Raw genomic sequence first — 20902 nt, forward strand, 5'->3', positions numbered from 1 at the left:
CCTTGCCCACGTTATGGCCTGTGACGGTAGCTTCGTGACGGCACGAAGCCCGCGAGTGACGATGAAAGGGACTCCCATGGCTGTAAGCCTGTCCAAGGGCGGCAACGTCTCCCTCACCAAGGAGGCCCCCGGCCTGACGGCCGTCACGGTCGGCCTCGGCTGGGACGTCCGCACCACCACCGGTACCGACTTCGACCTCGACGCCTCGGCCATCGCGGTCGACGCCTCCGGGAAGGTCGTCTCCGACGGCCACTTCGTCTTCTTCAACAACAAGTCGACGCCGGACCAGACCATCGTCCACACCGGTGACAACGTCACGGGCCAGGGCGAGGGCGACGACGAGCAGATCAACGTCAACCTGGCGGGCCTGCCGGCCGAGGTCGACAAGATCGTGTTCCCGGTCTCGATCTACGACGCCGAGAACCGCAGCCAGAACTTCGGCCAGGTGCGCAACGCGTTCATCCGCATCATCAACCAGGCCGGCGGCGTCGAGATCGCCCGCTACGACCTGAGCGAGGACGCCGCCACCGAGACCGCCATGGTCTTCGGCGAGCTGTACCGCAACGGTGCGGAGTGGAAGTTCCGCGCCGTCGGCCAGGGTTACGCCTCCGGCCTGCGCGGCATCGCGCAGGACTTCGGCGTCAACATCTGAGCCCGACAGCCTGAGCTCCGGCGCACGACGCCCTGATCCGGGCGCGTCCGCTCCACGGGCCCCCGGCCGCAGCCTGCGGCCGGGGGCCCGCGCGTGTCCGGGCCCGCCCGCAGATGTCCGCGCTCGTCCGGGGCCGTCCGTGTTCGCTCGTGCTCGCCCGTGCTCGATCGGGCTCAGCCTGGTCCGCCGCTATTCCTGGCCGAATATGGCCAACTCCCGCCGATTAACGAACACATGTGTATTCCATTCGGACAAGAAGTAGTCAAATAAATGTGAGGTATTTGTTGGCACACGGTCAATGTCGCTCATTCGGTGGCACGCTCTCGGCTCGTAACCCCCCACGGAACGAGCATCGGAGAGCGCATGACCCTCCACAAGCACACCCGTCGCGCCGCAGCCCTGGCCGCCGTGGCCGCGATGGTCGTCGTCGGCGTACAGACCGGCGCGGCAACCGCCGCCCCCGTCACGTCCGGTGACGGTCCCTCGGTCACCCGCAGCGCCGTCCCGTTCAGCGCGAACACGGCCGCGAAGCGCACCGCCGCCATCATGTCCGCGCAGAGCGACGCCGCCTCGACCGCCGACTCGCTCGGGCTCGGCGGCAAGGAGAAGCTGGTCGCCCGCGATGTGATCAAGGACGCGGACGGCACCGTCCACACCCGCTACGAGCGCACCTACGACGGTCTGCCGGTGCTCGGCGGCGACCTCGTCACCCACACCGCCGCCAATGGCAAGCTCAAGGGCGTCACCAAGGCGACCAAGGCCCGGATATCGGTGGCCTCCACCACCCCGAAGATCAAGACCGCGGCCGCCGCCCGCACGGTGATCTGGGCCAACTCCGGCAAGCCGGTCCTCGCCCTGGAGACCGTGAAGACCGGCGTGCAGAAGGACGGCACGCCGAGCCGGGTGCACACCATCACCGACGCCACCACCGGCAAGGTCCTCCGCAGCTACGAGGCGGTCGAGACCGGGGTCGGCCACAGCCAGTACAGCGGCGACGTGGAGCTGTCGACCACCCAGAACGGCTCCGGCTACGAGCTGACCGACAACGACCGCGGCGGCCACAAGACGTACGACCTGAACCAGGGCGAGAACGGCACCGGCTCCCTGGTCACCAACACCACCGACACCTGGGGCGACGGCACCGGCAACGACCGCCGGACCGCCGCCGCCGACGCCGCCTACGGCGCCGCGCAGACCTGGGACTTCTACAAGTCGGCGTTCGGCCGCGACGGCATCGCCGGTGACGGCAAGGCCGCCTACTCCCGGGTCCACTACGGCGACTCCTACGTCAACGCCTTCTGGGACGACAGCTGCTTCTGCATGACGTACGGCGACGGCGCCGACAACAAGAGCGCGCTGACCGCCCTCGACGTCGCGGGCCACGAGATGAGCCACGGCCTGACCTCGTCCACCGCCAACCTGGACTACTACGGCGAGTCCGGCGGCCTCAACGAGGCGACCAGCGACATCTTCGGCACCTCCGTCGAGTTCGCCGCCGACAACAGCACCGACGTCGGCGACTACCTCATCGGCGAGAAGATCGACATCAACGGCGACGGCACCCCGCTGCGCTACATGGACGAGCCGAGCAAGGACGGCGGCTCGGCCGACTACTGGGACAGCAACGTCGGCGACCTCGACGTGCACTACTCCTCCGGCGTCGCCAACCACTTCTTCTACCTGCTGTCCGAGGGCAGCGGCGCGAAGACCATCAACGGCGTCGACTACGACTCGCCGACCGCCGACGGCTCCACGGTCACCGGCATCGGCCGGGACAAGGCCGTCCAGATCTGGTACAAGGCGCTCTCCGAGTACATGACCTCCTCCACCGACTACGCGGGCGCCCGTGAGGCGACCAAGGAGGCGGCGACCGACCTGTACGGGGCGGGCAGCGAGGAGCTGTCGGCCGTGGAGGCGGCCTGGGACGGCGTCAACGTGAAGTAGCACCGCGGCACCAACCAGCGCGGTACCGGGAGCCGGTCAGCCCTGCGGGGCGGGCCGGCTCCTGCCGTACAGCCAGGTCTTCCACAGCTGGCTCAGGTCGCGTCCGGTCGCCTTCTCCACGTAGGCGGTGAAGTCGGCGGTGGACGCGTTGCCGTGCCGGTGGGCGCGGGTCCAGCCCTTGAGCAGGGCGAAGAACCGGGTGTCGTCGCCCACCGCCTTGCGGATCTCGTGGACGACCATCGCCCCGCGCCCGTACACCGGGGGCTGCAGGATGTCCGCGGCGGTCGGCGGGTCGGCGGGCGGGAAGGCCCAGTTGGCGTCCTTCCGGAACGCGGCGTCGAAGCTGTCCCCGACCGGCACGCCCTCCTTGTCGGCCGCCCACAGCCATTCCGCGTAGGTGGCGAAGCCCTCGTTGAGCCAGGTGTCCCGCCAGCTCGCGGGGGTGACGGAGTCGCCGAACCACTGGTGGGCCATCTCGTGGACCAGCAGCCGGGGCCCCGGCGGACCCGGGAAGAAGGGCCGGTTCTGGGTCTCCAGCGCGTAACCGGCGTCCTCGGGGCGGCCGACGATCGCACCGGTGGAGGCGAACGGGTACGGGCCGAAACGCCGCGCCTCCCACGCCACGACCTCCGGGACCCGGGCGAGGACCGGCGCGCTGTCCGCCGCCACCGCCCGGTCCGCCGCGGTGAACACCTCGATGCCGCCCGCCTCCTTCGACCTCTTCGTGTCCTTCGTCTCGAAGTGGCCGACGGCGACGGTCGCGAGATAGGTCGCCATCGGCTCGCCGACGTGCCAGCGGTAGGTGGTCCGGCCCGCCGAGGCGGCGGCGGGGGGCGCCGGTTCGCCGTTGGAGACCGCCGTCAGCCCCTTCGGGACGGTGACCGCGATGTCGTACGACGCCTTGTCGCTCGGGTGGTCGTTGCCGGGGAACCAGGTCATCGACCCGGCCGGTTCGCCGAGCGCGACCGCGCCGTCCGCCGTCCACAGCCAGCCCTCCTGCGAGCCGTCGGGGTCGGTGAGGGGGCGCGGGGAGCCCGAGTAGCGGAGCACCGTGCGGAAGGTGTGCCCCTCGCTCAGCCGGACCCCGGCGTCCGGCCGCAGCGTCAGTTTCTGGCCCGCCCGGCTGACGGCGGCGGGCCGGCCGTCGACCGTCGCGGACTCCACGGTGAGCCCGAGGAGGTCGAGGTGGAAGGCGCTGAGGTCCTGGGTGGCGCGGGCCGTGAGGGTGGCCGTGCCGCGCAGCCGGTGGGCGGCCGGGTCGACGTCGAGCGCGAGGTCGTAGTGGGTGACGTCGTAGCCGCCGTTGCCGAGCCTCGGGAAGTACGGATCGCCCACCCCGGCGGCGCCCGGCCGGCCCTCGACACCTCCGGAGCAGCCGGTGCACGTCACCAGCACCAGCAGGGCGAGAGCGGCGGGCAGAGTGCGACGTACCGGTGTTCGGTGGTTCACCCCCGCGATCCTAGGTGCCGGTTACGGCTTTTCAGCGGTAATGACCGGTGAACGGTCCGGCGGTTCAGAGGATCGCGATCCCGAGCGGGCGTGCGCCGGCGGCGATCTCGAACGGCCGCTCGCGGCCCGTGAGGTCGACGACGGTGATGCTGTCGCGGTAGCCGTCGCGGGTGAAACCGCCGGTGACGTACGCCGTGCGGCTGTCGTCGGTGACCGTGACGTCCTCGTGCGGTCCGGGCAGCGGTACGACGCGTTCGGTGCCGTCGGGGGCGCGGACGGTCAGCGAGGGGTCCTTGTCGTCGGAGGCGATCGGGCCGGTGCCGACGACGAGCAGGGTGCCGTCCGGGGCGAGCGTCGCGCCGTGCTGGTGGGTGTTGGCGGTCATCCGCTGGATGGCGGAACGCCCGGTGCGCGGGTCCAGGACGACGAGCCGTTCGCCCTCGAAGGGCAGCAGCAGCCTGCCGTCCGAGGGGCGCACGACGGCGTAGTGCGGCTTCAGCCAGGAGCCGAGACCGCCCTCGGTGCCGTACGGGGCGACCTCGAAGCGCCGGGTCCGGCGGGTGTCCGGGTCGACCGCGGTGACGTCGAAGGAGTCGTGGCCGGTGGCGTACACCTCGGTGCCGTCGGGCGAGACGTCCACGTCGAAGGGGCGGCGGCCGACCGGGACGGTGCCGGTGACCTCGCGGGTGGCGGTGTCGATGATCTCCAGCACGCCCGTACGGCCGGGCACGTTGACGCCGACGTAGACCCGCGAACCGTCGGGGGCGAGCGCGATGCCCATGCCGCCGCCCCGGTACTCGCCGGTGGTGACGGGCCCGGTCCGCGTCCGGTACGGGATCCGGGCCAGGCGGGTGCGCTTCTCGGTGTCGACGACCGCGACGCCCTCGGCCGTCGCCACCCAGGCCAGCCCGTCCTCGCCGACGACCAGCCCGTACGGGGCGGTGCCGACCTCGACGGAGCCGAGGGTGTGGCGGCGGTGCGCCGGGTCCGGGTCGACGAAGGTCACGGTGGTGGAGCCGAAGTCCGCGACGAGCAGGGTGCCGTGCGGGGTGGCCTCCCGCGCCGGAAGCCCCGGAGCGCTCCCCGGCGCACTTTCCGGCGCGCTCACCGGCGTACGGGACGTCTCCGGCGTACCGCCCGCGCAGCCCGCCAGGGCCGCCGCCGCGAGGAGCGCGACCACGGCGTGGCGCGCCTTCACCGGGCACCCCGCAGCCGGGCGGCGATCTCCGCGAAGCCGCGGCGCTCCGCGTGCTCCAGGGCGCTCGTCCCGTCGGCGTCCGGCAGACCGGCGTCGGCCCCGGCGGCCAGCAGCAGCTCGACGATCTCCTGGTGGGCCCGGCCGCCGTCGCCGAGGATCACCGCTTCCAGCAGGGCCGTCCAGCCCAGCCGGTTGACGTGGTCGACGTCGATGTCGGTGAGCCGCAGCAGCTCCCGCACGTACGCGGCGTGGCCCCGCTCGCTCGCCGGGATGAGCGCGATGCCGCCGAACCGGTTGCGGAGCGTCAGATCGGGACCGGCCGGCAGGAGGACGTGCAGCATCCGGACGCTGCCGGTCACGCCGGTCGCCAGCCAGGGGCTCTCCTCGCGCGTGTCCTGCGCGTCGGGGTCCGCGCCCGCCGCGACCAGCAGCCGGGCCGCCTCGACGTGGTCGCCGTGGACCGCGAGGAGCAGCGGGGTGCGCAGCTCCTCGTCGCGGCAGTCGACACGGGCGCCGCCCCCGATCGCGGCCCGCACCCGGTCGGGGTGACCGGTGCGCGCGGCGTCGAGCAGTTCCTGATCGAGGGCGTTCATCTCCGTGTCTCTCCTGTCGGTCCCGTCGGACCTGTCGCTCCGTCTGTCCGGCGGTTACTGGCCGAGGGCGGCGACGCCGGCCTGGGCGAACTTCTCGTCGAGGTCGCCGGAGGGGGCTCCGGCGACGCCGATGGCGGCGATCGGGGCGCCCTCGGCGGTGACGGGGGCGCCGCCGGCGAGGAAGAGGGTGCCGGGGATGTCCTTGAGGGTGGGGGCGTTGGCCAGGCGCTTGGCGAGTTCGGAGGTCGGGGCGTTCCAGGAGACGGCGGTGTACGCCTTCTTCACGGCCGATTCGTAGGCCTGCGGGCCGGCGCCGTCGCCGCGCAGGGTGAGGATCGTGTTCCCGTTGCGGTCCACGACCGCGACCGAGACCCGCTGGTTCTCCTTCTCCGCCGCGTCCAGCGTCGCCTGCGCCGCCCTCGTCGCGGCCGCCAGGGTCAGGTGCGTGCTCTCCTGGAGGTTGCGGTTCTTGGTGTCGGTCTTGACGGCGGGGGCGGCGGCCGGGGCGGAGGCACTGGCGGAGGCGGCCCCGACCGTACCGGCGACGACGGCAGCGGCGGCGACACCGGTCAGGACACGGGCGCGCAGCGACAGCTTCTTCATGGTGAACGACTCCTCGGATTCGGCCAGCGGGTCCGGCTCTTCCTCCATGCTCCGGCCGCCCCCGGCCCCGTACGGTCGACGGACCGGCTCGACGCCGCGCCCGGGACGGCCGACGTCCCCATCGGCCGAACGGTTGATGCGGGGGCGCCGGACCGGAGTGACCATGGCTGTATCCGTGCAGATCATGACCGTACCCATGCGGGTCGGCCGGAGCCCTGACCCGGGGAGCGAGAGGTACGAGGTGAAGCACCGGTCCACCCCTTCGGCATCCGGCACCGGCGCGGGACGGGCCGCGGACGGCGCCCGCTCCGCGACCGGTGCGGGGCGGGGAACGGCCGCCGGGGCGGGGCGGGGAACGGCCGCCGGGGCAGCACAGGGCTACGACCCGGACGCCCGGTGGCTCACGCTCCTCATGCACGCCGCGTTCTTCCTGCTGCTCGGCGCCTCCCTCACCCGCTTCCTGCTGCGCCACCCCGGCGAGGCCCGCACCCCGTGGATCATCGCGCTCTCCCTCGCGCTCGCCGTCCTGTACGTGCTCGGGCCGGTGCTCGGAACGCGTCCGACGCCGCGATCGCTGGTGTGGCTGGGCGTGCTGGTCGCCGTGTGGATGGTGGTGGTGGTCCTCGCGCCGAGCTTCGCGTGGTGCGCGGTGCCGCTCTTCTTCACCGGGCTGCGCATCCTTCCGCCGCGCGCCGCGCTCGCGCTCGTCGTGCTGCTCACCCTGTTCGTCGTCGCGGCGCAGCTGCGCCTGGCCCAGGGGTTCGACCCGAACCTGATCCTGGCCCCGCCCGCCGTGGCGGTGATCGCGACGGCGGTCTTCGTCCACATGCGGCGCCAGGCCGAGTACCAGCGCGAACTCTCCGAACGGCAGCGGGAGCTCATCGACGACCTGCTGCGCACCCGCCGCGAGCTGGCCGCCACCGAGCGCCGCGAGGGCACCCTCGCGGAGCGGCAGCGGCTCTCGATGGAGATCCACGACACCCTGGCCCAGGGGCTGTCCAGCCAGCAGATGCTGCTCCAGGCCGCCGACCGCACCTGGGACGCCGACCCGGCAACCGCCCGCCGCCACGTCCGTACGGCCACCGGCATCGCGGAGCGCAATCTCGCCGAGGCCCGCCGCTTCGTCCACGACCTGGCCCCCGCCGATCTCGCGGAGGGCGGCGGGCTGGAGGCGGCCCTGCACGCGCTGGCCGCCCGGGAGACGGCCCAGGCGCAGGGTCGGCTCACCATCCGCTGCCATGTGGAGGGCGAGCGGCACTCCCCGCTGCCCGACCGGACGCAGTCCGCCCTGCTCCGGATCGCGCAGGGGGCGCTCGCCAACGTGAAGGAGCACGCCCACGCCACGGAGGCCGCGCTGACCCTGACCCACCTCGACGACCGGGTCGTCCTGGACATCGCCGACAACGGACGGGGCTTCACCCCCACCGGGGCCACCCGGACCACCGGCAGCGTGCGCGGCCACGGGCTGCCCGCGATCCGGGCCCGGCTGAGCCAGCTCGGCGGCACGCTGACCGTCGAGTCGGTGCCGGGCGAGGGTACGGTGCTCTCCGCCGCCGTTCCGCTCGCCCCCGTCACCCCGCCCACCGCCGCGAAGGACCCCCGATGACCGCGACGCCGCCCGTACGCATCCTGCTCTGCGACGACCACGTCGTCGTCCGCGCCGGACTGCTCGCCCTCCTCGGCAGCGAACCGGACATCGAGGTCGTCGGCGAGGCCGGCAGCGGCGAGGAGGCCGTCGCCCTGGCCGCCAAGCTCACCCCGGACGTCGTCCTGATGGACCTCCAGCTCGGCGCGGGCATCGACGGCGTCGAGGCCACCCGCCGGATCTCCTCCACCGGCGTCCACGTCCTGGTCCTCACCACGTACGACACCGACGCCGACATCACCCGGGCCATCGAGGCGGGCGCCACCGGCTATCTGCTGAAGGCCGAGCGCCCCGAGGAGCTCTTCGCCGCGATCCGCTCGGCCGCCCAGGGCCGTACGACGCTGTCCCCGCCGGTGGCGAGCCGCGTCATGGCCCGGATGCGCAAGCCGCTGCCCACCCTCACCGACCGCGAACTCGACATCCTGGCCCAGCTCTCCCAGGGCCTGGGCAACCGCGAGATCGCCCGCGCCCTGTTCATCAGCGAGGCCACGGTCAAGACCCACCTGGGCCGGATCTACGACAAGCTCGGCGTCGACACCCGCGCGGGCGCCGTCGCCGTCGCCAAGGAGCAGCGCCTGCTGCCGTGACCCCCGCCGTCAGCCCTGGCCGAAGAGGTCGTCGGTCGTCTTCACCGTGAACGCCCGGTCGACCCAGAGGTCGAGCGTGGCCAGGTCCCGGCACGAACCGATGCGCTCCCGGTCGACGTCGCTCACGGCCACGCCCCGACGGTCCAGCATCCGCAGCACGCTCCGGGAACGCTCCTTCGCGATGCCCTCTTCGCGCCCTTCTTCACGCCCCTCTTCACGCCCTTCGTCGCGGAAACTCTCGGCGACGATGCCGCGGAAGTGGCTGAGGCTCGTGCTCATCAAGTTCCTCCAGATCTCGCGGGCCGGGGTGTCACCCAACCCCGCCTCGGTGAATTCGGCGAAGATCGCCGCGGCATCGGCGTCCGTGGCTCTGAGCGCCACGGCGAGGGCTTCCAGTATGGCAGCGATGTCCTGATCGTTACCATGTGTGATCGCGGAGAACACCGCCATGGGGATGTCCGCGGCGGCGCGCGCCGCGTCCGTCACGACGGGAACGTTGTGCGGCCCCAGGACCAGGGGAAACACGGCGAGGCTCGGATGCTTCTCCAGTCCGATACGGATCGGCTCGGCCGCCCATTCGGCGGTCGCCTTGTCCCGACAGACGACCAGCAGCACCGGCGGGTAGCGGAACTTCGCGTACAGGTGGGCGAGGTAGTACGCCCAGCTGCTCCGCTTCTCCGGGTCTTTTCTGCCCTGTGCCTCGATCGCCAGCAAGTAGCATCCGCCACCCACGACATCGATCCGCAGCAGTGTGTCGACATGCCGTTCGACGGGACGCATCTCGGTCAGGTCCGTGTCCATGAGGGACACGGCGACCGGTTCCGGGAACGGCACGCCCAGCGCCTCGAAGGCACTGGTGAACAGCGTCGGATTCTCCTGGAAGATCCGATGCTGTGCTTCATGGGGTGAGCTGACCATGCGCAAAAAACTATGTGTCCGGCATATGCCAAAACAGGAATTCCCCGGCCCTTCACCGGATCGAGCGCATCGACCGCCCCGGCGTTGACGGTGCTCCCGGCATGACACCATCGAGACGTGCTCGACATCGGCTACTCCCTCTCCCGGCGCTTCCCCGACCCGCCGCAGACCGACTACCGCCGCGCGGACGTCCACGCGCTGCGGCACGACTTGTTCTGCGGGGACGTGTACCTCGCGGACACCAAGGAGGACCGGGAGCTGTCCACAGCCTGGGGCTGGGTGCCGGTGCTCGACTTCGCGTGGGCGCTGTGCGACATCGTCGAGCGGATCGACCAGGACCCGCGGGGCAACCGCTCGCACCGGCGGCAGTACGCCGAGCTGGACTTCACCGAGTCGTCCGACCTGATGTTCTTCGAGCGCCGCTTCGGCTGGGTCGACATCGAGGCGGACTGGATGCCCGGCGACGAACCCCCGCTCACCTTCGGCCACTCGGTGCTGCGCCGCGAGGCCCGCGACTTCCTGCACGACCTGATCGCCGACCTCTCCGACCTGCACGAAGGGCTCGCCGACAACCCCGCCGTCTGGGACCTCCAGGCCCGGTTCCCCCGTATCTGATCCGAGCGCGCCTACGCCTCCACCCGCACCCCGATCTGCGCCGCGAACGCGGGGGCCAGGTCCATCAGCTGCACCGGGCTGATCACCGCGCCCGCCAGCCGCTCCACACCGCGGGCGATGTCCAGCTCCGCGGCCGCCCGCAGATCCACCGACTCCATCCGCGCGGAGCTGAAGTCGGCCCGTCTCAGCACACAGTCGCGGAACTCCACCCGGGCCAGCCGCGCGCCCCCGAAATCCGGCTCGGAGAGCACACAGCCCTCGAACACGACGTCCGTGAGCCGGGCCTCGCGCAGATTCAGGTAGTCGATCTTCCCGCCGCGCACCAGCACCCGCTCCAGCACCGCACCGTGCAGCTGCACCCCGCCCAGCCGGGCGTCCACCACCTCCACGTCGCGCAGCGAGGCCTCCGCGAGATCAGTGCCCACGCCCCGTACCCCGGTCAGCACCGAGTCCATGAACCGGGCCCTTCCCAGCCCCGCACGGTCCAGCGTGCAGCCGTCCAGGGCGCAGTCCATGAACCGGGCTCCCCGGCCCGACCCGTCCGACAGATCCGTCGCCGCGAACCGCACCCCGTCGTAGTCACCGTCCGGCTCCAGCCCCGCGCCGTCGTACGGAACGAGCGGCGGCAGCCGCACCTCCGGCCGCCGTGCCGCCGCGATGGTCTGCTTCGCCGTCTTCCCGCTGCTCCGTGCCATGCCCCCATCCTGGCGCACCCCACCGACAACGCCCCGGAGCTACCGCCCGCCCAGCTCGGCCAGCGCCGCGTCCGTCATCCGGTACACCGTCCATCCGTCCTGCGGCCGTGCGCCCAGCGACTCGTAGAAAGCGATGGACGGGGCGTTCCAGTCCAGCACCGACCACTCCAGGCGCTGGTAGCCGCGCTCCACGCAGATCCGGGCCAGCTCGGTCAGCAGCGCCTTCCCGTGCCCGCCGCCGCGCCGCTCGGGGCGTACGTACAGGTCCTCCAGGTAGATGCCGTGCACCCCGCGCCAGGTGGAGAAGTTCAGGAACCACAGCGCGAAGCCGACCGGCTCGCCGTCCTCCGCCTCGGCGATGTGCGCGTACGCGGCGGGCCGCTCGCCGAACAGCGCCTCGTGCAGCTGCTCCTCGGTGGCCCGCGCCTCGTGCGGGGCCTTCTCGTACGCGGCCAGCTCACGGATCATCATGTGGATGGCGGGGACATCTGCGGGAACAGCGGTACGGATCATGGGGGCAGGGTAAGCAGACGGCCGGCCTCCGCTTCCTCCGCGTCCGCCCTTCGGGATGTCGGTCACGCCGCCGGTCCCGGGGCCGTGCGTCAATCGGATATGACCCCGAGCAGCCCCGCAACGCCCACCCGGCGCCGCTCCGCCGCCGGCCGGTGGCTCCGCTCCACCGGCTCCTGGATCCGCAGCGCGCCCGGCACCTACGTCTGGCTGGCCGCGCTCTTCGTCACCACGGTCCTCGTCCACTTCATGTCACCGGACTTCGAGGAGGACTTCCTGCGGCAGCGCTCCACCAACATCCACGAGCTCAGCCACGACCCGGTCCGCGTCCTGATCACCAGCGCCCTCTGGATCGACGGCGGCCACTGGCTGCCGTACGCCTTCCTCTACACCGTCTTCCACGCGACCGCCGAACGCTGGCTCGGCACCCTGCGCTGGCTCGCCGTCGCCGTCCTCGCGCACGTACTCGCCACACTCGCCAGCGAGGGGGTCCTGGCCTGGGGGATCCGGCACGGGCAGGTGGTGCCGTCCGCCGCCGACACCCTGGACGTCGGGGTCAGCTACGCGCTCGCGGGGGTGGTCGCCGTGCTCACGTACCGCGTCCCGGCGCCCTGGCGGTACGTGTACGCCTTCGCCGTCCTCGTCTTCTACGGCGTCCCGCTCATCACCGGCCGGACCTTCACCGACCTCGGCCATTTCTGCGCCGCGCTCATCGGCCTCGCCTGCTACCCGCTCACCCGCTCCCGGCAGGGGACGAAACCCCTCCGCGCGCAGTAACGTCCCGCCCGAGAGCCACGAGGGCTCCACACCGGACAGAGCAGGGTCAACATGAGCACCGTCAGCACCGTAAACGGCGGCATATCGTTCTGGTACGCGGACCAGGGCGTCCCCCTCGGCCGGGAACCCCTGCCCGGCGACACCACCGCGGACGTCTGCATCGTCGGCGGCGGATACACCGGGCTGTGGACGGCCTACTACCTCAAGAAGGCCGTCCCCTTCCTCAACATCACCGTCCTCGAAGCCAAGTTCTGCGGCTACGGCGCCTCCGGGCGCAACGGCGGCTGGCTGTACAACGGCATCGCGGGCCGCGACCGCTACGCGAAGCTGCACGGCCACGAGGCCGCCGTCCGCCTCCAGCAGGCGATGAACGAGACGGTCGACGAGGTCGTACGGGTCGCCGCCGAGGAGGGCATCGACGCCGACATCCACCAGGGCGGCGTCCTGGAGGTCGCCTACACCCCGGCCCAGCTGGCCCGGCTCAAGGACTTCCACTCCGTGGAGATCGCCTTCGGCGAGACGGACCGGGTGCTGCGCGGTGCCCGGGAGACCTGCGAACGTGTCAACGTAGCCGGGGCCGTCGGCTCCACCTGGACCCCGCACGGCGCGCGGCTGCACCCGGTCAAGCTGGTCCAGGGGCTCGCCGCCACCGTCGAGGCGCTCGGCGTCACCGTCCACGAGTCGACCCCGGTCACCGAGATCACGCCCAAGCACGCCCGCACCCCGTACGGCACCGTCCGCGCCCCGTACATCCTGCGCTGCACCGAGGGGTTCACCGCGAACCTCAAGGGCCAGCGGCGCACCTGGCTGCCCATGAACTCCTCGATGATCGCCACCGAGCCGCTGCCCCGATCGGTCTGGGACACCATCGGCTGGGAGGGCCGCGAGACCCTCGGCGACATGGCGCACGCCTACATGTACGCCCAGCGCACCGCCGACGACCGGATCGCGCTCGGCGGCCGGGGCGTGCCCTACCGCTACGGCTCCGGCACCGACAACGACGGCCGCACCCAGCCCGCCACCATCGAGGCGCTCCGCGACATCCTGGTCCGCTTCTTCCCCGCCGCCGCGGGCGCCCGGATCGACCACGCCTGGTCGGGGGTGCTCGGCGTCCCGCGCGACTGGTGCGCCACCGTCACCCTGGACCGCTCCACCGGGCTCGGCTGGGCGGGCGGTTACGTCGGCTCCGGAGTCGCCACCACCAACCTCGCCGCCCGCACCCTGCGCGACCTGGTCCAGCAGGACTCCGGCCAGTCCGGCCCCACCGAGCTGACCTCCCTCCCCTGGGTGGGCCACAAGGTCCGCCGCTGGGAGCCGGAGCCCTTCCGGTGGATCGGCGTGCACGGCATGTACGCCGCCTACCGCGCCGCCGACCGCCGCGAACTGGCCTCGCCGAAGGCCGGTACGGACCCGGTCGCGAAGTTCGCGGACCGGCTGGCCGGCCGGCACTGACCGCACACGCACGGGCACCCGCCACCTGTGCGGTGGCGGGTGCCGTGGTTCAACCGGTCAGGCCTGGCAGGAGCTCTTCTGGTGACAGGGCTTCGGCTCCGGCTTGGGCTTGGGCTTGCACTGCTTGTCGTGCTTGTCGTGGCAGGGCTTCGGCTTGGGCTCCGGCTTCGGCTTCGGCTTGCACGCGCACGGCTTCTTCTTCTGGACGGTGATGCGGGCCTGGTCCGTGTTGGACACCACGGTGCCGTTCCGGGCGGAGGCCACCGCGGTGTTGAGGACCTCGCCGCGTTCCGCGTCCGCCCGGGTGACGGTGTACGTGCCGGTGCAGGTGGTGGAGGCGCCGGGGGCGAGCGTGGTCGCCCGGCAGGTCACCCCGGTCACCCGGTCGTCACTGACCGAGACCCCCGTCAGCTCCTGGTTGCCGGTGTTGGTGACGGTGTACGTGTACGTCACCTCGTCGCCCACCTTGTAGGTGCGCGAGGTGTCCACCTTCTTCGTCAGGTGCAGCGAGAGCACGGCCTCCCGCTCGGTGCGCACGGTGGCGTCGTCGGGCTCCGACTGCACCTCGGTGCGGCCGAACTGCCCGTGCGCGGCGGCCACGTTGACGACCTGGCCGCGGTCCGCGTCCGCCTGGGTGACGGTGTACGTGCCGGTGCAGGTGGTGGAGGCGCCGGGGGCGAGCGTCGTCGCCCGGCAGGTCACGTCCGGCACGAGGTCGTCGGTGACCGCGATGTTGGTCAGCGGAACGTTGCTGGTGTTGGTGACGGTGTACGTGTACGTCACCTCGTCGCCGGGCCGGTAGACCCGGCTGTCGTCGACCGACTTGGTGAGCCCCAGGGTCAGTTCGGAGGCGACCAGCACGGTGGCCTGGTCCGGCTCCGACTCCACGGCGGTGCCGTCGGAACGGCCGTGCGCGGTGGCGGTGTTGGTGACCGACTCGTCGGCCGCGTCGGCGGCGGTGATCCGGTAGGTGCCGGTGCAGGTGGTGCTGTCACCGGGCCGCCCGGCCGGGGCGAGCGTGGTCGCCCCGCAGGTCACCCCGGTCACCCGGTCGTCGCTGACGGAGACGCCGGTCAGCTCGGTCGGGCCGGTGTTGGTGACGGTGTACGTGTAGGTCACCTCGTCGCCGACCTCGTACACCCGGGTGTCGTCGACCGACTTCTCCAGCCGGATGCCGGGGCCCCGCTGCACCGGCAGGGTGACCTCGTCCGGGGGTGACTCGACGGGGGTGTCGTCGGCCCGGCCGTGCGCGGTCGCCCGGTTGGTGACCTCTCCGGCCGCGGCGTCCGCCCCGGTGACGGTGTACGTGCCGGTGCAGGTCATCGACGCGCCCACGGCGAGCGTGGTCCGCGGACAGCTGACCCCGGTGACCCGGTCGTCGGCCACGGTCACATCGGTCAGCGGCACCCCGCCGCTGTTGGTGACCACGTACTCGTACGGCACCTTCGTACCGGGGGTCAGCGGCAGTTCCAGCGGCGGTTCCTTGGAGACCTGCTTGACCAGGTTGAGCTGGGGCAGCGGCGCGGCCGAGTGGACACTGACGTTCCGGATCAGGTGGACGTCGGTGAAGTCGCCGGTCGACGCGGCGAAGCCGAACTTGTAGGTGCTGGGCACCGGCTGGGGCGCCGGGGTGGAGAGCACCTGGCGGCTGCCGTTGCCGTCGTGGAAGTCGATCGCGACGGTGACGACCGGGTTCGGCGCCGGGGAGATCTCGACGGTCACCGTGCGGCGGGACGGCTCCAGCAGGGTCTCGGCCTCCTGCGGGGTGACGCCCGCCGGGAGCGAGGTCGTCGGGCCCTGGAGGCGGCCCGGCAGGGTGGAGGGCCAGGGGCCGGTGGTGGAGAAGTTGCTGGTCGTGGCGTCCAGGAAGCAGTAGCCCTCGGTGCCGTTGCCCGGCCCGCGCAGGGTCACCATGTTCTCGCCGGGCGCCGGGATGTAGAAGGCGGTGCCGGACGGGGAGCGGTTGGCGCAGCCGGTGCCCCGGCGCTCCCAGTCGCCGAAGTAGTTGCCGAGCACGTCGAGGCCGACCCCGAGGTAGCCGTGGTTGACGCCCGGCAGGAAGGGCTGGGACGGGTCGTCGCTGGGCAGCTTCTGCGCGTAGCCGAGGCTGCCGCCGAAGGCCCCGGGAGCCGTCAGCGAGGCGGCGCCGTCGATGAGGAAGAACGAGATGCCGTCGGCCGGGGGGTTGGTCGTGGCGCCGTACTGCCACTGGTCGAAACTGGTGACCAGGCCCTGGTTGGCGGGGAGCGCGTGGTTGTAGAGCACCGCGGCGGACTGGTCGTGGGCGGCGTCGGTCAGCCGCAGGTAGCCGTGCGGGGCGCCGTTGTCCGGCGGTACGGGGCCGGTGGCACCGGCCGGGCAGCCGGTGAGCGGGTGGGTGCCGGGGCCGGGCGCCGGGGCCTCGGGGGCGCCGGTCAGACAGGCGGGCCCGAAGCCCTCGAACTCCGGGTCCGCGGTGGCCCCGGTGAACGTCTCGTTCACCAGGGGTACGCCCGAGGGCTGGGCCGCGACCGCCTGCGCGGGCAGCCCCAGACCGGCCGCCACCATCCCGAGCACACCGAGCCCGCCCGCGGCCCAGCGTCCCAGCCTGCTCTGCCCCCGACCACGGCCACGGCCTCTGGTCCGGGCTCCGAAATGTCTCAACCTCATGCCGGGCAACGTAGGGATTCGCCCCGGCCGCCGGAGATGGCTCGCCCCACGGACGCCGCCGACCATTCCACCGGCGTACGCAACCGGGTGGCGGCCGGCCACACCGAGCGCCCGCCGGAGCGAACGCCCGGCAGCGGCCGGTGCTACCACTCCGGCGGGATGGTGCCATCGGCGTCAGCGCCACCGGGAACTCATGGAGCCGCGCCGTGACGTGTCAGCAGCGGGGCAGGTCCACGTTGTTGCTGGCATCGGTGAGGTAGACCTTGCTCACCCAGACGTCTTCGTTGCCGCTGTCGTCGGCGAAGATCCTCAGCCAGACGCTGCTGGTGCGACCCATGGCGGTGTGGTTCGCACCGTTGATGTAGCAGTAGAAGTCGTGCCTTCCCTTGCGCACGATGCCCGCGTGGGAGGAGTCCCGGGAGTCCGGAATCCAGTAGGACCACGTGTCGTAGGCGATGTCCATGGAGGTCCTGGCCCCCTGTACCGCGGGCCGCGCCGCCGTGGACGACGACGCGTTCGCCGACACGGCCGGGTTCTGGGCCGCATGGGCCGGTGCGGCAGTGGCCGTGGTGCCGGTTCCGCAGAGTGCGGCGACGGCGAGTGCCGCGGCCGCGGCCAGGGTGCACAAGGGGCTCCTGCTCATGGGTACGTCCTCCTCGGTCGTTCGCGTCCCGGCCCTCGAAACAGGGCCGGTGACGGGGTCGACCTGAGTCTTCGCGGCCCCGGCGATGTCCGGCAGGCCCTTCCATCACTCCAGACAAAGTCGTCGGGCGCCCCCCGGTACGTCTTACTCAGCACCGCACCCCGGCCGGATGATCCGACAACTGAACACACGTTCAATATTCGCGCGCATTGACAGAGGCGGCACAGACTCCGAATACTGACTCTTCATTCAGTAAGGAGTCCGTGCCGTGCCCATACCCGCCCCGTCCGGTCCCCCCGCCCCCACCACCCCGATCACCGGCGGGGAAGCCCTGGTCAGAGCGCTCGCCGCACACGGCGTGACCCACATCTTCGGCATCCCCGGCACGCACAACCTGGAGATCTACCGGCATCTGGACACCCACCGGATCGAGCACGTCAACCCCCGCCACGAACAGGGCGCGGGGTACGCGGCCGACGCGTACGCCCGGACCAGCGGCCGACCCGGGGTGGCGCTCACCACCACCGGCCCGGCCCTGCTGAACATCGCGGCCGCCGTCGGTCAGGCGTACTCCGACAGCGTCCCGCTGCTCGTGGTCTCCCCCGGCATGCCGCTGCGCCACCCCCGGCAGTCCACCGGGCTGCTGCACGAGACCCGCAGCCAGACCGAGGCGCTGCGGGGCGTCGCCGCCGTCAGCCACCGGGTCTCCTCCGTCGAGGAGATCGGCGTGGCCGTCGCCCGCGCCTTCACCCTCTTCCGTACGGAACGCCCCCGGCCCGTGCACATCGAGGTCCCGCTGGACCTGCTCACCGCCGCCGAACCGGCCGGGCCGGTACGCACCGCCCCGCCGGTGGAGCCCGTCGCGGCGGACCCCCGCGCGGTCGCGGAGGCCGCCGGGGCGCTGTGGGCGGCCGACCGGCCCGGGATCGTGCTGGGCGGCGGGGCGCGCGGGGCCGCCGCCGAGTGCCTGCGCCTGGCCGAGCTGCTGGACGCCCCCGTGGTGACCTCGGCCAACGGCAAGGGCATCGTCCCCGAGAGCCATCCGCTCGCGCTCGGCGTCTCGCTGCACAGCCCGGCCGTCCAGCGCTGGCTCGCGGAGCGGGACGTGGTGCTCGCGGTGGGCACGGAGCTCGCCGAGTCCGACCTGTGGGCGTCGCCGCCCGCACTCGGCGGCACGCTGGTACGGGCCGACCTCGACCCGGCGCAGATGTACGCGGGGCTGCCCGCCGACATCCCGCTGGTGGGCGACGCCCGCCCCACCCTGCACGCCCTCCTCGCCGCCCTGCCCGCCCTCCACGGACGGTCGGGGGCACACCGCGCCGTCACCGCACTGCGCGCCGAACGGGACGCCGCAACCAGGGAGTTGGACGGCCACCTGCTGCCGTACCTGGCCGCGATGCGGTCCGCGCTCCCCGCCGACACGGTCCTGACCTCCGACAGCGCCCAGTGCTGCTACAACGGCGCGCTCCCGCACCTGCCGGTCGGCCCGGAGGGCCGCTACCTCCACCCGACGGGCTTCGGCACGCTCGGCTACGCGCTGCCCGCCGCGATCGGCGCGAAGGTGGCCGCCCCGGACCGTCCGGTGGTCGCGCTCAGCGGCGACGGCGGCCTCCAGTTCTCCGTGCAGGAGCTGGCCACCGCCGTACAGCTGGGCCTCCCGCTGCCCGTCGTGGTCTTCGACAACGGCGGCTACGGCGAGATCCGCGACGAGATGGCGGCCCGCGGCGACCGACCCACCGCCGTCGACCTCCCGCCCGTCGACCTGCCCGCGCTGGCCCGCGCCTACGGCGGCCACGGCGTACGGGCCGACTCCCCCGAGGCGCTCGCCGAGGCGCTGCGCCACGCCCTGGCCACCCAGGGCCCCACCCTCATCACCGTCCCCGAGGAGCCCTCCCGATGACCCCGGCCACCGACAACGCCCCGCTGGTCTCCCTCACCTGGACCGACCAGGAGACCGGGCACCGGGGACACCTGGTCATCGACCGCCTGGTGCGCGGCGTCTCCAGCGGCGGCCTGCGGATGCGGGCCGGCTGCACCCTGGAGGAGGTCGCCGGACTGGCTCGCGGCATGACGATGAAGGAGCTGCTGCACTACGACCCGGCCGCCCGCTACATCCCGCTGGGCGGCGCCAAGGGCGGCATCGACTGCGACCCGCGCGACCCCGCCGCGTACGGCGTCCTGGTCCGCTACCTGCGCGCCGTCCGCCCGTACGTCGAGCACTTCTGGACCACCGGCGAGGACCTCGGCCTCACCCAGGACCTCGTCGACCGGGCCGCCGCCGAGGCGGGTCTGCTCTCCTCCGTCCAGGCGGTCTACCCGCTCCTGGACGACGAGGAGGCGGCCCGGCGGCGCCTCGCCGATGCCTTCACCATCGAGGTGGACGGCATCGGACTGGACGAACTGGTGGGCGGCTGCGGGGTAGCCGAGTCGGTGCTCACGGCGCTGGACCGGGCGGGCGTCCCGTACTCCGGCACCCGCGTCGCGGTGCAGGGCCTCGGCACCATGGGCGGCGCCACCGCCCGCTTCCTGGCCCGCGCCGGGCTGCGCATCGTCGCCGTCGCCGACATCAAGGGCACCGTCGCCAACCCGGACGGCCTGGACGTCGAGGCACTGCTCGCCGCCCGCGACGGGCACGGCACGGTGGACCGGGCCGCGCTCCGCCCCGAGGACCGCGAACTGCCGCCCGGTGCCTGGCTGACCGCCGACGCCGACGTCCTGGTCCCGGCCGCCGTCAGCTACGCCGTCGACACCGCCAACCAGGCGGGGGTCACCGCCCGCTGGATCGTGGAGGCGGCCAACATGCCGGTGCTGCCCGAGGCCGAGGCGCTGCTGGCCGCGCGCGGCATCACCGTCCTGCCGGACGTGGTCGTCAACTCCGGTACGAACGCCTGGTGGTGGTGGACGCTCTTCGGCGACATCGGCGCCGACGCCGACGAGGCGTTCGCGTACGTCCGCCGCTCGATGCGCACCCTGGTCGACCGGATGCTCACCCGCGCCGAGGCCGAGGGCACCACCCCCCGGGCCGCCGCCCACGCCCTGGCCGCCGACCGGCTGCCGGCCGTGACGGAACGCTTCGGCAGCTACCGCTGAGCCCTCAACGGCCTGGGGTGGCCGCATCGGGTGAGCGGAAGGGCCCAGGTCAGCGGGGGCGCGGTCCCGGGATGCGGACTCCGGCGGCGCGGAGCCTGGCCTCGACGAGCGCGGCCAGCCGGGCCGCCCCCGGGGCCTCCTCGCCGTACCGGGCGACCATCTCGTACCGGGTAGCGGCCTCGGTGCGGGCCTGGAGGCCGGTCACGATCTCCAGCTGCTCGGGGTGGGCGAGGTAGTGGTCGGCCAGTGCGACGGCCACCTCCTCGACCCGGGGATCGTCGGGCGCCCAGCCGACCGACTCGGCGGCCCGCTTGCTCAGCGCGACGAACTCGGCGTTCCCCAGCGCGCGTTCGACGCGGGCCAGATGTTCGTCGAACCCCTCGGGCACCAGCGCCCTCGCCAGCACCAGCCCCTCCCGGGCCGCCGCGGCCTCCCCCTCGTCGAAGCCTAGATCGGACATCCGTTCCAGCAGCGCCACGGCCCGCTCGGGCAGCAGTGCCCGGTCGCCGTCGGCGAGTCGGCCCAGCATGTCCCGCCGCGCCGCCAACTCCTCTATCTTCTCGGTCAGTTGGCGCTCCACATCGATGAGCGCGGCGGCGAACCGGTCGGCGTCGGCATCGAGCAGTTCCCCGACCTCGGCCAGCGGCACCCCGGCGGCGGCCAGGGTGCGGGCCTGCACCAGCCGCAGCAACTCGGCCGACCCGTAACGCCGGTAGCCGGAGCCGTCGCGCTCGGGCTCCTTCACCAGACCGAGCCTGTGGTAGTGCCGCACCGTCTTCACCGTGACGCCGACGAACTCCGCCGCCTGCCCGATCGTGACCCCGTTGTTCATCCGCCCAGCCTGCCTCGTACCCGGACCCGGCCACGCCGGGACCGGCGCGG

At 72.7% G+C, this 20902-nt stretch carries 19 protein-coding genes; 9 read left to right on the top strand and 10 right to left on the bottom strand.

Annotation, left to right across the window (positions count from 1 at the left end; all coding sequences use genetic code 11):
* Window positions 1-76: 76 nt before the first annotated feature.
* Together ACIQGQ_RS12965 and ACIQGQ_RS12970 are read left to right on the top strand one after the other, a co-directional pair.
* Entirely contained in the window at window positions 77-652 is a 576-nt protein-coding gene (locus ACIQGQ_RS12965; protein WP_352280034.1) for a TerD family protein, read from the top strand.
* Between the two features lie 363 nt (window positions 653-1015).
* Complete coding sequence (locus ACIQGQ_RS12970; protein ID WP_402394356.1) at window positions 1016-2596, top strand: M4 family metallopeptidase; 1581 nt, start codon at window positions 1016-1018, stop codon at window positions 2594-2596.
* A gap of 36 nt (window positions 2597-2632) precedes the next feature.
* Here the strand turns inward: ACIQGQ_RS12970 and ACIQGQ_RS12975 are convergent, their stop codons facing one another.
* From ACIQGQ_RS12975 to ACIQGQ_RS12990, 4 genes are all read right to left on the bottom strand, one after another.
* Window positions 2633-4045 (bottom strand): M1 family metallopeptidase, encoded by a 1413-nt coding sequence (locus ACIQGQ_RS12975; protein WP_402394358.1) that lies wholly within the window; start codon window positions 4043-4045, stop codon window positions 2633-2635.
* 64 nt (window positions 4046-4109) lie between these two features.
* A complete protein-coding gene (locus ACIQGQ_RS12980; protein WP_402394361.1) occupies window positions 4110-5243 on the bottom strand; it encodes a hypothetical protein in 1134 nt (377 codons plus the stop codon).
* Window positions 5240-5836, bottom strand: a complete 597-nt coding sequence (locus ACIQGQ_RS12985; RefSeq protein WP_402394363.1) for an ankyrin repeat domain-containing protein — start codon at window positions 5834-5836, stop codon at window positions 5240-5242. The genes ACIQGQ_RS12980 and ACIQGQ_RS12985 overlap by 4 nt, the downstream gene beginning before the upstream one ends.
* Window positions 5837-5890: 54 nt before the next feature.
* Window positions 5891-6439 (bottom strand): heme-binding protein, encoded by a 549-nt coding sequence (locus ACIQGQ_RS12990; protein ID WP_402394830.1) that lies wholly within the window; start codon window positions 6437-6439, stop codon window positions 5891-5893.
* A gap of 163 nt (window positions 6440-6602) precedes the next feature.
* Here ACIQGQ_RS12990 and ACIQGQ_RS12995 point away from each other — a divergent pair, with 163 nt between their 5' ends.
* Together ACIQGQ_RS12995 and ACIQGQ_RS13000 are read left to right on the top strand one after the other, a co-directional pair.
* Window positions 6603-8045 (top strand): sensor histidine kinase, encoded by a 1443-nt coding sequence (locus ACIQGQ_RS12995; protein ID WP_402394366.1) that lies wholly within the window; start codon window positions 6603-6605, stop codon window positions 8043-8045.
* Window positions 8042-8671 (top strand): response regulator transcription factor, encoded by a 630-nt coding sequence (locus tag ACIQGQ_RS13000; protein ID WP_352280027.1) that lies wholly within the window; start codon window positions 8042-8044, stop codon window positions 8669-8671. The genes ACIQGQ_RS12995 and ACIQGQ_RS13000 overlap by 4 nt, the downstream gene beginning before the upstream one ends.
* Before the next feature lie 9 nt (window positions 8672-8680).
* Here ACIQGQ_RS13000 and ACIQGQ_RS13005 read toward each other — a convergent pair whose 3' ends face one another.
* Window positions 8681-9589 (bottom strand): hypothetical protein, encoded by a 909-nt coding sequence (locus tag ACIQGQ_RS13005; protein ID WP_402394370.1) that lies wholly within the window; start codon window positions 9587-9589, stop codon window positions 8681-8683.
* A gap of 117 nt (window positions 9590-9706) precedes the next feature.
* On the opposite strand from ACIQGQ_RS13005, the gene ACIQGQ_RS13010 reads away from it, so the two are divergent.
* Window positions 9707-10204, top strand: a complete 498-nt coding sequence (locus ACIQGQ_RS13010) for a hypothetical protein (RefSeq protein WP_402394373.1) — start codon at window positions 9707-9709, stop codon at window positions 10202-10204.
* An 11-nt stretch (window positions 10205-10215) separates the two neighbouring features.
* Here ACIQGQ_RS13010 and ACIQGQ_RS13015 read toward each other — a convergent pair whose 3' ends face one another.
* Both ACIQGQ_RS13015 and ACIQGQ_RS13020 read right to left on the bottom strand, forming a co-directional pair.
* Window positions 10216-10899 (bottom strand): pentapeptide repeat-containing protein, encoded by a 684-nt coding sequence (locus ACIQGQ_RS13015; RefSeq protein ID WP_402394376.1) that lies wholly within the window; start codon window positions 10897-10899, stop codon window positions 10216-10218.
* Window positions 10900-10938: 39 nt separating this feature from the next.
* Window positions 10939-11412 (bottom strand): GNAT family N-acetyltransferase, encoded by a 474-nt coding sequence (locus tag ACIQGQ_RS13020; protein WP_402394378.1) that lies wholly within the window; start codon window positions 11410-11412, stop codon window positions 10939-10941.
* Between the two features lie 99 nt (window positions 11413-11511).
* On the opposite strand from ACIQGQ_RS13020, the gene ACIQGQ_RS13025 reads away from it, so the two are divergent.
* Both ACIQGQ_RS13025 and ACIQGQ_RS13030 read left to right on the top strand, forming a co-directional pair.
* Window positions 11512-12186 (top strand): rhomboid-like protein, encoded by a 675-nt coding sequence (locus ACIQGQ_RS13025; protein ID WP_402394381.1) that lies wholly within the window; start codon window positions 11512-11514, stop codon window positions 12184-12186.
* 51 nt (window positions 12187-12237) lie between these two features.
* Complete coding sequence (locus tag ACIQGQ_RS13030; RefSeq protein ID WP_402394384.1) at window positions 12238-13638, top strand: NAD(P)/FAD-dependent oxidoreductase; 1401 nt, start codon at window positions 12238-12240, stop codon at window positions 13636-13638.
* 57 nt (window positions 13639-13695) lie between these two features.
* Here ACIQGQ_RS13030 and ACIQGQ_RS13035 read toward each other — a convergent pair whose 3' ends face one another.
* A complete protein-coding gene (locus ACIQGQ_RS13035; RefSeq protein ID WP_402394387.1) occupies window positions 13696-16287 on the bottom strand; it encodes a hypothetical protein in 2592 nt (863 codons plus the stop codon).
* 214 nt (window positions 16288-16501) lie between these two features.
* Window positions 16502-16930, bottom strand: coding sequence for a hypothetical protein (locus ACIQGQ_RS13040; protein ID WP_402394389.1), 429 nt, complete (start codon window positions 16928-16930; stop codon window positions 16502-16504).
* 268 nt (window positions 16931-17198) lie between these two features.
* Between ACIQGQ_RS13040 and ACIQGQ_RS13045 the strand changes: the two genes are divergently transcribed.
* Both ACIQGQ_RS13045 and ACIQGQ_RS13050 read left to right on the top strand, forming a co-directional pair.
* Window positions 17199-18830 carry a 5-guanidino-2-oxopentanoate decarboxylase gene (locus ACIQGQ_RS13045; RefSeq protein WP_402394392.1) on the top strand — a complete coding sequence of 544 codons (1632 nt, stop codon included), beginning with the start codon at window positions 17199-17201 and terminating at the stop codon, window positions 18828-18830.
* Complete coding sequence (locus ACIQGQ_RS13050; RefSeq protein WP_402394394.1) at window positions 18827-20020, top strand: Glu/Leu/Phe/Val dehydrogenase dimerization domain-containing protein; 1194 nt, start codon at window positions 18827-18829, stop codon at window positions 20018-20020. Before ACIQGQ_RS13045 ends, ACIQGQ_RS13050 begins: the two co-directional genes overlap by 4 nt.
* Window positions 20021-20069: 49 nt before the next feature.
* On the opposite strand, the gene ACIQGQ_RS13055 is transcribed toward ACIQGQ_RS13050, so the two are convergent.
* A complete protein-coding gene (locus ACIQGQ_RS13055) occupies window positions 20070-20852 on the bottom strand; it encodes a MerR family transcriptional regulator (RefSeq protein WP_402394397.1) in 783 nt (260 codons plus the stop codon).
* Between the last annotated feature and the right edge of the window lie 50 nt (window positions 20853-20902).

The organism is Streptomyces sp. NPDC092952 (assembly GCF_044754785.1).
GTDB lineage: Bacteria > Actinomycetota > Actinomycetes > Streptomycetales > Streptomycetaceae > Streptomyces.